Below are 12,923 nucleotides of genomic sequence, written 5' to 3'. Positions count from 1 at the left end.
TTGATAAATCTGTCACAAATCATTTACATGAATTGTTTTAGGTGCAGATTGGGTAACTTATTTTGACTTCAATTATCTTTCTATATGTATATTATTATAGCATTTTTTATATTGCATTGGTACAGTTCGCTGTTCTTCCAAACTTTTTTCCTGCATCGTTACGCGGCACATGCCATGTTTACGATGTCTAAAACAACTGAAAAAGTATTCTTTGTTTTAACCTATATCTTTCAAGGATCAAATTATTTAAGTGCTTATGGATACGGAATTATGCACCGTATGCATCACGCTTTTGCTGATACTGAAGAGGATCCACATTCTCCAAAGTATTCTCCCACTTTGTTTGCTATGATGTGGCAAACGAAAAATATTTACACAGATATCTGTAAAGGTAGAGTAGTCGTAGATCCTAAGTTTACGAAGAATGTGCCAGAGTGGCATTCATTTGACAAGTTCGCAAGTAGCTGGGTAAGTAGAATAGGATGGGGATTATTTTATTCTGCTGTATATATCTATTGTTACACAACATATGATTTATCACCATTTATCTTTTTGTTATTACCAATTCACTTTTTGATGTCTCCTGTTCATGGAGCTATTATCAATTGGTTTGCACATATTTATGGGTATAGAAATTTTGAAGTAAGTGATACATCGACCAACTTCTTACCTTTTGACTTTTTAATGATGGGTGAGTCTTATCACAACAACCATCACGCAAGAGGTTCAAGAGCAAATTTTGGAGGTATTCGTTGGCATGAGATTGATCCTACTTATCTTATCATTGTTGTATTAGATAAGGTTGGAGTAATAAAATTGAAGCAAAACTCAGATAAAAAAACAACTACTGTAGGAAAGAAAACAGCAGTAGCAGGTTAATTAAAATCTGAATTCATATAAAACGAAAGAGTCATCTTCTATTTAGAAGATGACTCTTTTTTTTCCCTTTGCGTTGCAAAAGGAGAAGTTAGAGCTTTTAAAGACTAAAAGAGTTTATACCTAATAAAATTGATATGAAAATTAACCTTTACATGCTAAAAGACTTAATTATGCTTTACTTTCTGTTATTTGTTACGCTACAAATGTCTTATTTTTTACATATATGGAATTACATTATTTCGTAAAACATTTGCACAAAATGGTCATATTGTAAAAAATCAGAATAAGCTACGATATAAATTTCTAAAATATTTTTTCTCAATAATTTCATTTTATTAGCTTGAAAACCGAAGAATGACTCAACTACTTTTATTGAATGAAGAAATACACAATCAAATCCAATGAGGATCATCCGCATGATAGCTATCAGAGAATAGCAGAAGATTTTGATGGATCTTGGGATGGGACTGAAATGATGATAGACAATGATGACCTGAAATTACAAATTACGTCTTTTGAATATATGAATGAGATGTATGTAGGGCATTTAAAAATGAATAGCAATACTCAGATCATTTACTCTAATGTTCCTAATAAGGATAGAAACTTTGTGATATTGCGTATTGGTTATTCGGGAGCCTATTCAAAAAAAGATAAATTTAGAAGGTTTAATCATGATGGTATTTTTCTTTATAATGCCAATCAATTATTTAATATAGAATACCCATTTCAGATCAGTTGTCAGTGGATTACTATTCGTTTTCCATTAGAAGCATTTGATTTTTTTGATGAAGATGGAAACTCTAAACTCAAGGAGTTGCTAAGTGTGAAAGGAGATTGGTTTCATTATTTTACGTTGACTCCTAAAATAGAAGGATATGTCAACGAGTTGGTGAAAGCAAGCACGAATAAAACCAAAAGGAAGTTTTCTTTTTTTGCTAGAGCGTTAGATATTTTGGGTGCTCTAAAAGAGAAAATGGAAAAGGGACAAATGACGAAATCTAATATTAAAATACATCCCGAAGATTTTAGTAGTATGGTTTTACTTAAGGATAAAATATTAGCAAACTTTACTGAACCTCCCAACCTTAACGATTTAAGCTTTGAACTTGGAATGAGTATTTCCAAACTGAATAGAAACTTCAAAGCTGTTTATCAATTACCCATTCTTCAATACTTCAATCAACATAGAACCGAAGAAACTTACAGACAAGTAAAGTATTCAGATAAAAGTCTCACCGAAATAGCCGATGATCTAGGATATAGTCATGTAGGGCATTTGAGTAGAACTTTCAAAAAACATTTTGGTTACGCACCATCCTCAATAAGAGGAACACTTCAGTAGAGGTAAGAGGGAAGAGGTGAGATTACAAACCACAAACCATCTCTTCCCTCTTACCTGAAAATTCTTCCCTCAAGCCGTTTTGCCGATATCTTGTAGACGCTTGCCGTAATCTTGTAAATCTTTCATGAAATAGTCACTGATCTTTGTAATGTGATCGGAATGTAATAGAAATGAGTATTTATTCATCTATTCGTTTTGACTCAAAAATTACTGTTTTCAAACTATTTCAATTTCTATAATGAATAAGATTACAAGTTTTATGAAGTGGAGGCGTTTGTCTCAATACTTTATTATTATCAATTGCTGTTTACTTTCTTTTCAAGCTCTAGCACAAGAAAAGAAAGAAGATCTAGTGGGTGTTAAAGGTGCAATTAATCCATTACAGATGAACGCTAGACAATTAGTAGGACAAGAATTAATCGATGATGCTTTTCCTAATTCCATTCCCATTTTTGGATCAAAATCACGAATTAAGTTTGGTGGTTATGTGAAAATGGATTACATCCAAGATTTCAATTATATAGGTTCTGCTTATGAGTTCGAAAGTGCCACAATTCCAATAAAAGGAACTCCCGATTCATACCTTAAAGGTCAATCCATGTTTCATGCAAAAGAGACACGATTCAATGTTGACTTTAGAACAATAGTAAAAGGAACACGATCGGGTAAAGAGGTGCCACTTCAAATCTTTATCGAATTTGACTTTTTCGAAGACAACCCTTCTTTATTTCGCCAACCTCGTTTACGTCATGCTTATGGTGTATTTGGTAATATCCTTGCCGGTCAAACTTGGTCTATTAATGCAGATTTGAGTGCATTGCCAGGAATTATTGATTTTAGTGGTGGCGATGGCACCTATGGTGACCGTGTGGTTCAAATTCGTTGGACAGATAAAATCACAAAGAACTTGACCTATACAGTAGGTATGGAAGGCCCGAAAAGTAGCATCGATAACCCTTATGAGTTAGATGGTGTCGCTCGTTCAACCATGCCCACTTTTGCAGGTAATGTAAGATGGGAAGTGAATAAATTCTCCCACATGCAGTTAGGTGCTGATGTGTTCCAACATCATTGGCAAGGTGGTCAATATGGTCCCACTAAGAAGGCGTATGGCTATGGTATTAACCTAACAGGACGATTTGTATTGGATCAAAAACACCGTAATTCATTGATGTTTGGCGCCTCTACGGGTAAAGGATCTGGTCATAGAATAATATTCTTAGAGTTTTCTCCAAGTGATGGGGTGATCTCAGATAATCAACTGGAATTATTGAATGCCCATCAAGCTTATATTGGTTACAATCATTATTGGACCAAAAGTTTAAATACAACTGTTGCGGCCTATTATGCCAAATTGAATACAGTGGATTATCAACTGGACGAAACAACCCAACAAGGAGGTACTTTTCATGCAAACTTAGTGTGGATGCCTTATGATAATGTATCATTTGGTGTGGAGTATATGCATGGTGTACATGTAGTGAAAGACGGTAGATATGGGCAAGCGAATCGTCTTCAGTTTATGACAAGGTTCAGAATTCCTTAAAGAATATAGTCGATACAAATAAATGTAATGTAAACTAATTTTCGAATGTTTATACCATTTAGACATCAGGAGATTTCTGGGATCTTTTAGGCACGAATGACGCTATCATTTTAAATTCTAGACAGTGGAAAGACTACAATTTTAATTTGGTAGTATCCCCTTCGGCCTTGAAGGGAAAAGCGTGAAAAATTTCATGAAACGAGCCGTTGAAAATGATTTTTTTGTTTGAGCTTTAGCGAGTTTAAAATCATTTAGGCGAGAGTAATGAAATTTAGCTTTTGACTTCTAAGCCTTGACTTTTTTGCTTCGTTTTTGTGTTAAGACAAAAATGAAGAAGAAGAAAGTTTGAAAGTATAATAGTAAAGACTTGCAGATCGTCACGGCTATTTAGTTTACACTACAAAATGATATTGAAAACGATTTCCGATTTCTTGTAACTACATTCCCATTTCTTGTAAATCATTCAATTTCAATACTATGATATTTGTATCATCAACTCAAAGAAAAAGTTTTTACAAAATCAATCAATAAGAAAATGAAAAATCAAACAAAACGTTTCTCAACAGCTAAAAAACAAATCCTTAAATTTTCATCCGTTTTATTACCTATCAGTATGATGTTAAATACAGGTTGTACAACTTCAAACGCCCAAGAAGAACATGAAGTAAACGTACCAAAAACAGAAAAATATGTGAGTAAAATTACAGAAATCACTACTCCAATGTCAAAAGTCAAAGAACCTTTCCCATTGGAATTTGTACAGGAAACACATCGTAATTTCAGTACAGCAAATTGGCAAGCAGGTGGCGATCAGTCTGTATATATCAATATGAATATTCCTGAGTTCTTTAATGTAGATATGGCTACACCAACGCATGAAGTGGTCAATCTTGAAAGAACGATCAATAAAGATTTAGGGAACATCACTTTTACACAAGGAGATGGAGAAGAAACAGTAACACTCGATCAATACCTTGCTGATGATTACAATAGAGTACAAGGAATCATTATGGCTCATAAAGGAAAAGTGGTTTATGAATCTTATCCTGGTATGAACCCAGAAGATTATCATGTTTGGATGTCTGCTTCAAAAACAACAGTAGGTACGCTTTGTATTTTACTTGAAAAAGAAGGTAAGATGGATCTTGAAAAACCAATCACCTATTACGCGACTGAGTTAGCAGGAACAGCATGGGACAATGTTTCAGTAAAAAATGCGCTGAATATGGCGACAGGCTTAGACTTAGAAGAAACTACTGCGGCTTTTCAAGATCCTAATAGCTGGATCGAACAATATTTTGCGAAAGCTTTTGAAGGAGAGGGAAGTGAATGGATTGAAGTAATGAAAGCCGTTCAGCCACTAGAAAATGAAAAACCAGGAGAACGTTTCCGTTATTCAACAGCGATTACCGAGGCTTTAGTTTTAGCAAGTCAAAGAGCAGCAGGCAATGCATTTACAGAAGCATTTGATGAAAGAGTTTGGTCTAAAGTAGGTGTGAAAAACCCGTTTATGGTCGGTTTATCACCTGACGGAAATGCAGGTGCAGGTGGTTTAATTTACACTACGATTGAGGATGCCTTAAAATATGCAATGATGTATACACCTAGTTGGAATGTGGTTTCAGATGAACAAGTAATTACTCCAGAAATATTAAAAAGAATCAGAACATTGGGTGACCCTGCGGCTTACAAAGGCAGTACTGAGGAAGGTTACAGTGTAGAATGGACAGGTGACCTTGGGGAAAGAAACTCTGCACAATGGGATCTCTTATGGGCTGATGGTGCCATGTTCAAACACGGTAATATGCACCAAGGCATTTATGTAGATCCTGAAAGAGACTTTTGTGCATTTGTATTTTCATTATGCCCAAATGAGAGAACAGATCATAACCCAGGATATATGCGTGCTGTCGCTAAAAAATTAGCAGGTAAGTAAAATATAGATTTAATAAATAGGATAGTAATTAGCTCATCGGTTGAGGTCTACGGACTGATGCAGATGGGCTTTTATCATTTTAATCAAATCATACAACCACATGCATTTTTCTTGCAAATAATCTCCTTATGAATAATTGATCTTTGTATATCAATCAATCTCATCAAGAAAAACTATGAACAATTTAGATATTTATTATACACTAGGTATGCTTGGGACTGTTGCATTTGCAGTGACGGCAGTATTAGCAGTGCTACCCAAGCAAATTGATTTATTTGGAGCAATCGTCATGGGTATTGTAACCGCTGTTGGGGGTGGAACCATTAGAGATATGATTTTAGGAGTTCCTGTTTTTTGGGCATCGGACCTTAATTATATATGGGTGGCTATCGTATCGAGTATTGTTGCTTTTTATGGTAATCAATTAATGTCGAGAAAATATATATATTCTTTAATGTTATATCTAGATGGTATAGGTGTGGCAATGTTTGTGATTCAAGGAGCCGATAAAGCATTGGCTTTGGACTTTGCATTGCCTGTAGGACCCGTGTTGTTAGGTTTGATTACAGCGATTGGAGGAGGTATTACCAGAGATGTATTGGCAGGGAATACTACGCTTTTATTGAAGAAGGAACTTTATGCACTGCCTTTGACTTTTGGAGTAATTCTTTACTTAATATTGATTCAGGTGCTTCCTGAGAAAGTAAAATTGATGGGAACATTGTGTGCTACACTCACTTTCTTTATCCGTGCTGCCGCTATTTATTGGAAATTACACGTCCCAAAGTGGATGCTAACGCAAAAAAGGGGGATTTCCTCTAATTGATCAGAATGTGTCAATAGCTTATTCTTTTGTGTAAATAGTTTGAGATGAAACATACGACATTTGTAACATCAACAAAGAGCAATAAGGCTCAGAATAAATCAATCAAAAACATATTAAATCAAAATGAAAAAGCTATTATTATCATCATTGTTAGTAGGTGCAAGTTTGTTACAAGTACATGCCCAAGGAGAAAACATTCATGAAATAGAAAAGAAAAAGAAGACACCTATAAAAGAGGTGGTCAATGGTTTTCCAAAAGACTATGCAGAACATGCGATTTCAACTTCATTCAATACATGGCTAGAAGGTGGAGATGAATCGTTGTATTTTCAAATGAAGACTTCTGAATTTCTTCCAACATCGATAGTACCAAGAAGAATTCCTACAATGGAATTAGAAGAAAATATAAGACCTGAAATTGGAGCGATTGAAGCTGAAACCATCTTTTCAGGGAAAAAATCACTAGATGAGTTCCTGGCAGATCCAGAGTTTAGAGCCCAAGGTTATTTGGTTATCCATAAAGGAAAAGTGGTTTATGAATCATACCCAGGGATGCGACCTTCTGATTCTCATGCTTGGATGTCTTGTGCAAAACCAACTGCCGGTTTATTGGTAGAGTTATTAATCAATGAAGGTAAAATAGATGATAGTCTTCCTATTTCACATTATGTAAAAGAATTTAAGGGGACTGCTTGGGAACATGTTACTATCCATCAGATTTTACACATGGACTCAGGTCTTGATATAGATGAAACAGCAGAAACTCGTGCGAATCCTGAAGCTTTTGCTCACCGTTATTATTTATCAGAATTTAATCAACCTTATAAAGGAAAGAAGGAGAAATTTATTGATGTAATGGCAAGCGCTCAGCCAGGTGAAGGTTCTGGGAAGAAATTTGTTTATACTTCGGCACATACAGAAGCATTGGTATTCTTAGTAGAAGCAGTTACAGGCGAACGTTGGAGTCAAGTATTTGATAAAAAAGTATGGTCAAAAATGGGTGTTGAAGGTCCATTGCAGGTACAGACTACCGTTGATGGTGTAGCACTTGCACACGGTGTAATTGGCAGTAGAATGCGTGATATGGCACGTTTTGGAATGCTTTATACACCAAGCTGGGATAAAATTGCCGAAGAACAAGTGGTGACACAAGAAACGTTAGACCGTATTCATAATGATATGAGAAGCCATGAGTTTTTAATGGCGGGTGAAGATGGTCCTGTATTCGCAGATTGGTTAGAAGCAGGTCACCCAACTTTCGCAGGAAATTCTCGTCAGTGGGATGTAGTATGGCCTGATGGTGATATGTGGAAAGGTGGAATGCAAACACAAGGATTGTATGTTTCACCATCTAAAGACTTAGTGATTGTATATATGTCAACTGCCGTTCAAGATCACTCTTTACACCGTTTTGTGCGTAAAGTAGCTGATTCAGGATTGTTTGAATAATTGAGAGAACGATTAATTATAATTTTTAACGTCTTGCCCCTCGGGGTGAGGCGTTTTTTGTGCATTATGACTTGCCGAGGCTGTTGCAAAACTATGATTATGGAAAGAAAATTACCATGTTTCAAGTGTTAAGCGTGAGCGTCACTTGGAACTTTCTATTGGCGAAGTCTCCCGACTTCGAATATAAAAGCCACACATTCATTCATTTCGAAGTCAGGAGACTTCGCCAAAGTGTCATCACAAGTGGCGCCTATCGGCTTAACACTTGCGATATGGTGTGATTCAGGATTGTTTAAAGAAGTAAAATAAAATAAGGTTGTGGTGATTTAAGTATTTCATTTTAACATTGAAATATGTACTCATAAGAGGTTTTCATTCTAGTATTTGTATTAGAATGAAGCCTCTTTTCAGTTTGAATTTTTTGTGCAAATATCTTGCGATGTTGTGTAAATAACTCCCCGTATGGCCTAGTAATTTTGCGATATAATAATTCAATCTAAAATATTAAATCAAAATACTAATGAAAAAATTTCTATTAATGACACTATTGTTTTGTTCAACTATCTTTCAAATTTATGCACAAGATGAAAAAACAATATTAATCCAGCATGCCAATATATTTGATGGAACTGCAGATACTCTAGCGATGGATATGTCTGTACTTGTCAAGGGAAATAAAATTGAAAAAATTGATAAGAAAATAAAGCCCTCTAAAGGAACACAAGTGATAGATGCTGTGGGGAAGAACCCTTACTCCAGGTTTTATCGGGACACACGAACACTTAATGTTTCAGATGTCAGCACCTGAACTTTTAACCTCAGATTCTAGGTACTTTGCTTATGTTGCGACAACTACAGCAAAGAAATATTTATATAGTGGTTGGACTTCAGTAAGAGATGCCGCTGGAAATACATTTTCTTTAAAAAAAATCTATCGATAGAGGAATTATTGAGGGACCTAGAATCTATCCTTCTGGTGCTATGATCTCGCAATCAGGAGGTCATGCCGATCACTGTTTGGATATGAATCATTCGTCAGTAGCAAGTGATGATCATGATATTTTGGTGGAGTATGGCGATATGGCTGTAGTGAATGGAGTACCAAGAGTATTAGAGGCAGCAAGAGAACAATTGCGTTTTGGTGCTACCCAAATTAAAATTGCCGTAGGTGGAGGTACTGGTTCGTATTCAGATCCGTTAGATGTAGTTGAATTTACAAAAGATGAAATCAAGGCAGCGGTAAATGCAGCGTCAGATTATCAGACCTACGTGATGGCTCACGTTTATAATAATGAAGGTATAAGAAGAGCAGTTGAATGTGGGGTGAAAAGTATTGAACATGCAAATTTAGTAGACGAACCTACCTTACAATTAATGAAAGATAATGATGTATGGTTATCTGCTCAAGTTGGTGTTTACACATTCATTCCTCATGGTTACACAAAGGACCAAGCCAACAAGCACAGATAAGCTTATGCAGGTATCGACAATATGTTTAAAGCGGCAAAGAAGATAGGTTTTGATAAGATTACTTTTGGTACAGACATTATCACCGATCCCAAAAAAATAGACACATTGAATGATGAGTTTATCTTTAGACAAGACTGGTTTACAAATGCAGAAATTTTGCAACAAGCCACATCAAAATCAGGTGAATTATTGGGATTGTCTCACCGTTTCAGCCCTGGTAAAATTGGTGTAATTGAAGAAGGTGCACTTGCTGATATTTTATTGATTGACGGTAACCCAATTGAGGATTTGAAAATACTTCAAGACCCAGAAAACAACCTTCATTTGATCATGAAAGACGGAAAGATCTTTAAGAACTTAGTGGAATAATCATTTTACATTTAAGCTAAAACCAACTCTACAGAGGTATTGTCTTGTAATAAGGTAATGCCTCTTTTTTTGTGAAAAAGCTTAAGTACTAGGAAAGAAGAAAAGGGATGTTTTTACTAGAAGTCAGAGACTTCTAAAGATCTATAAAGCACAAGAGACGCTATCGCTTAACTCTTGCGCTAGGAAAGATACTACTGGCGCGAATGTTAAGCGTCAGCGTCATTCGTGTCCTAACAGATCATCATAAATCTCCCGATTTCTTAATACCATTAATGTCCGATTACTTTTGTCATAGTACTTAGTTGCCGATAATTCATAACTGCTTGCCGATATCTTGTAAATCATACTAATAAGAATGAGTTAATTTTGAAATATCAGAAGATCAGTTAGCATTCAAATCTTTTGAATTAAGTTAAGTTGAAAACCAAAATCTAAACTATTACTCACAGAATAACAGAGGTGAATTTGATTCTTATCTTGAATGGAATCGAATTGACCTTTTTGTGTAATTCTTAAATGAAACCATGCAAATCATTGGAGGGTATTCCCAATACTTTTGTAAAGTGATTTGATGAGTGAACAATACTATTTTCATTTTTTTAATCACTTCAACTTAATACCAAAAAATATTTTGAATGCTATTTTATGAAAACTATTCAACTATTCATCCTTGCTTTCTTGTTAGTGGCAGGGGATTTATTTGCTCAAGGTTTTATTTCTGAACAAATCACCAAAAAGAATGATAAAGAAGGAATAGCCCTTGAAGATTCTACATTTATAGGGTCCTGGCCTATGTTCGGAAAAGGAAATGTAAGAATGAAAATCGGGGGGTATATGAAAAATGATTTTGTCTATGATGTCAATGGTACAAGAGACAAAACCCAATTTTTAATGTCGACCATTCCTGTACAAGGGGAGGCAGATTATGGAAGTACAGGTTATGTGAGTTTTTTCTCTAAAGAAACAAGGCTTAACCTAGATGTAAGAAGTAAAGTCAATAATACGCCTGTACAGATGTTTTTTGAAGGAGATTTCTTCTCTACTACGGGAAATCAGTTTAGAATGAGACATGCTTATATTAAAGTAGGTGGATTTACTTTCGGGCAAACATGGACCAACCTTACGTTCTTAGAAACACTGCCTTTTATTATTGATTTTGCCGCTGGCGATGCGTTGTTTGGTGGAAGATCCAATCAAATAAGATATGAGAAAGATATTCATAAAAATTGGATGTTCGGAGCCAGTATTGAATACTTATCTAATATGGGGATAGAAAATCCTGAGGCACTAAATGGAATAGGTCAAGCTCAATTGCCTTTATTTTCCCTCAAGTTTGTCTACCATAAAAATGATACGAAACTATTTTTCGGTTCAAGTATAGCCCAATTGCATTGGACGGGAGGACCAGAAGGGAAAGATGCCTCAACTCCTCAGCTAGATGTGATCGTTGGAGGTAGAAAACAAATTGATAGAAAAAATTCAGTGTCCTTTAATTTGAATTATGGAATAGGATCAGGTGAAAATATTTTAGCCTTTATCGGAAGTAATGCCAATGCAGTATTAACACAAGAAGGAGAGTTAGTAGCCATGAAATCATTTTCAGCTTTAGTAGGATATACACATCATTGGAATGAGAAATGGTCTTCGAACCTTTCTTATGCTTATGGATGGCTGTCGGATATTCCAGACGCAAGAGATCCTTTCGCATTGAGAAAAGGAGGGATTGGTCACGTAAACCTAGTTTGGCAACCATTGAAGTATTTCTCAACAGGTATAGAATACATGAGAGGTTCACAAAGAACAGTGAATGGCAATTTAGGTACAGCCAACAGATTTCAGTTTATGACCAAGTTTGATTTTTAATATCAATTGACTTTAGACAAGAATATACAAATCCTTGACAGTTTTATGTAAATAATTGAGAGTGAGAACAATGATATTTGTAACATGCTCTTAGAGCAAAAGAATATAAATTTTCAATCTAATTATCTCATAAAAATGAAAAAGCTATTCTTCTCATTGTTAGTTTCTGTCAATATTTTCAATATCAATGCACAAGGTATTTTTCCTTCAAAAGATAAGACATTAGTCAAAGAAATTTCCTTAGAAACAAGTCATCATCATGTATCTAAATTGGTGAAAGATATTTGTTTTTCTAATTCAATTAATGGATTCGACCATAATGATTGGAGAAGTATGGAATCAATAGATTTATTGAAAAAAGATTTGATGGGTTTAGAACAAGCAACAGTTTCTGATCAGAAGGAGAAAAAGGATTTGAAACTTCTCAATGAATTACAATTGGGACAGCCATTAGATCAAATTCATTTAAACATTAGAGATTATTTTGGTTCTGAAGCGAGTGTGCTTCAACTTGAAACCAATCGATTTATAAAATAATAAGGACATTGTAAAGCAAGTTTTCGGCTATTTGTGGTTTTTAGAAATCAGGAGATTTCTGATGATTTGCAGGACACGAATGATGCTATCGTTTAGCATTCGCACCATTGGATTGACTACCATTTTAGTTTTGTAGTACGATTCCCGGCATTGAAGGGAAAAGCGTTAAGAATTTCATGTATTGAGCCGTTAAAAATGATTTTCTTGTTTGAGCTTTAGCGAGTTTAAAATCATTTAGGCGAGAGGAATGGAATTTAGCTTTTGACTTCTAAGCCTAGATTTTTTGCTTCGTTTTTCATCAATGGAAAAATGAAGAAGAAGGAAGCTTGAAAGTAGATCAAAAAAGGTAAGTAGAAGTGCTGATTGGAAGTTGATGAAAACTTAGGTTACCAGTGAGATTATGGAGAATAAAAAAGAGGTTGATACCATCAAAGTATCAACCTCTTTACATTTTGTCAAATCCTTAATTAAAATTCTTTGACTTTTATGATTTTGACAGGGCAAGCTTCCGCCGCCTTTACGTTTTCATCTAGTTCAATAGGACTCACCTTAGTAGTATAAAAGCCTTTTTTGTTGACTCCACCTACCAAAGTAGCTTTCCCATCTCTTTTGGACATCACCCATCTGTCGGGAGCAAACTCCACACAGTAGTTACATCCGATGCATTTATTTCGTTGATGCGTAATTGTAATTTTACTCATAA

At 35.1% G+C, this 12,923-nt stretch carries 11 protein-coding genes and 1 pseudogene; 11 read left to right on the top strand and 1 reads right to left on the bottom strand.

Annotated elements, in window-relative coordinates; all coding sequences use genetic code 11:
* The first annotated feature begins 84 nt into the window (after nucleotides 1-84).
* The 11 genes and pseudogenes from PL77_RS04495 to PL77_RS04450 all read left to right on the top strand — a co-directional run bounded on the left by PL77_RS04495 (nucleotide 85) and on the right by PL77_RS04450 (nucleotide 12,220).
* Nucleotides 85-879 carry an acyl-CoA desaturase gene (locus PL77_RS04495; RefSeq protein WP_044202200.1) on the top strand — a complete coding sequence of 265 codons (795 nt, stop codon included), beginning with the start codon at nucleotides 85-87 and terminating at the stop codon, nucleotides 877-879.
* A gap of 376 nt (nucleotides 880-1,255) precedes the next feature.
* The gene (locus PL77_RS04485) at nucleotides 1,256-2,224 is read left to right on the top strand and encodes an AraC family transcriptional regulator (RefSeq protein WP_044202198.1); all 969 of its coding nucleotides are present in this window, start codon (nucleotides 1,256-1,258) and stop codon (nucleotides 2,222-2,224) included.
* 238 nt (nucleotides 2,225-2,462) lie between these two features.
* Nucleotides 2,463-3,770: a DcaP family trimeric outer membrane transporter gene (locus tag PL77_RS04480; RefSeq protein WP_044202197.1), complete on the top strand. Its 1,308-nt coding sequence runs from the start codon at nucleotides 2,463-2,465 to the stop codon at nucleotides 3,768-3,770.
* A gap of 535 nt (nucleotides 3,771-4,305) precedes the next feature.
* Complete coding sequence (locus PL77_RS04475) at nucleotides 4,306-5,706, top strand: serine hydrolase (protein WP_156152238.1); 1,401 nt, start codon at nucleotides 4,306-4,308, stop codon at nucleotides 5,704-5,706.
* Nucleotides 5,707-5,881: 175 nt separating this feature from the next.
* On the top strand, nucleotides 5,882-6,532 hold the full coding sequence (locus tag PL77_RS04470) for a trimeric intracellular cation channel family protein (RefSeq protein ID WP_044202196.1): 651 nt from the start codon (nucleotides 5,882-5,884) through the stop codon (nucleotides 6,530-6,532).
* A gap of 123 nt (nucleotides 6,533-6,655) precedes the next feature.
* On the top strand, nucleotides 6,656-7,981 hold the full coding sequence (locus PL77_RS04465; RefSeq protein WP_052444166.1) for a serine hydrolase: 1,326 nt from the start codon (nucleotides 6,656-6,658) through the stop codon (nucleotides 7,979-7,981).
* 520 nt (nucleotides 7,982-8,501) lie between these two features.
* Entirely contained in the window at nucleotides 8,502-8,789 is a 288-nt protein-coding gene (locus PL77_RS31990; RefSeq protein WP_052444165.1) for a hypothetical protein, read from the top strand.
* Complete coding sequence (locus PL77_RS31700) at nucleotides 8,776-8,922, top strand: hypothetical protein (protein WP_253273963.1); 147 nt, start codon at nucleotides 8,776-8,778, stop codon at nucleotides 8,920-8,922. The genes PL77_RS31990 and PL77_RS31700 overlap by 14 nt, the downstream gene beginning before the upstream one ends.
* A pseudogene (locus PL77_RS32375) lies at nucleotides 8,915-9,820 on the top strand (amidohydrolase family protein). The gene PL77_RS31700 and the pseudogene PL77_RS32375 overlap by 8 nt, the downstream one beginning before the upstream one ends.
* Nucleotides 9,821-10,465: 645 nt before the next feature.
* Nucleotides 10,466-11,683 (top strand): DcaP family trimeric outer membrane transporter, encoded by a 1,218-nt coding sequence (locus PL77_RS04455; RefSeq protein ID WP_044202195.1) that lies wholly within the window; start codon nucleotides 10,466-10,468, stop codon nucleotides 11,681-11,683.
* Between the two features lie 135 nt (nucleotides 11,684-11,818).
* Complete coding sequence (locus PL77_RS04450; RefSeq protein WP_044202194.1) at nucleotides 11,819-12,220, top strand: hypothetical protein; 402 nt, start codon at nucleotides 11,819-11,821, stop codon at nucleotides 12,218-12,220.
* 467 nt (nucleotides 12,221-12,687) lie between these two features.
* Here PL77_RS04450 and PL77_RS04445 read toward each other — a convergent pair whose 3' ends face one another.
* On the bottom strand, nucleotides 12,688-12,921 hold the full coding sequence (locus tag PL77_RS04445; RefSeq protein WP_044202192.1) for a ferredoxin: 234 nt from the start codon (nucleotides 12,919-12,921) through the stop codon (nucleotides 12,688-12,690).
* Nucleotides 12,922-12,923: the final 2 nt, after the last annotated feature.

It is taken from the genome of Flammeovirga sp. OC4 (assembly GCF_000812565.1).
In the GTDB taxonomy this organism is placed as follows: Bacteria; Bacteroidota; Bacteroidia; order Cytophagales; family Flammeovirgaceae; genus Flammeovirga.
The sequence above is the reverse complement of the archived record's forward strand: the minus strand, read 5'-3'. Positions and strand labels throughout refer to the sequence as shown.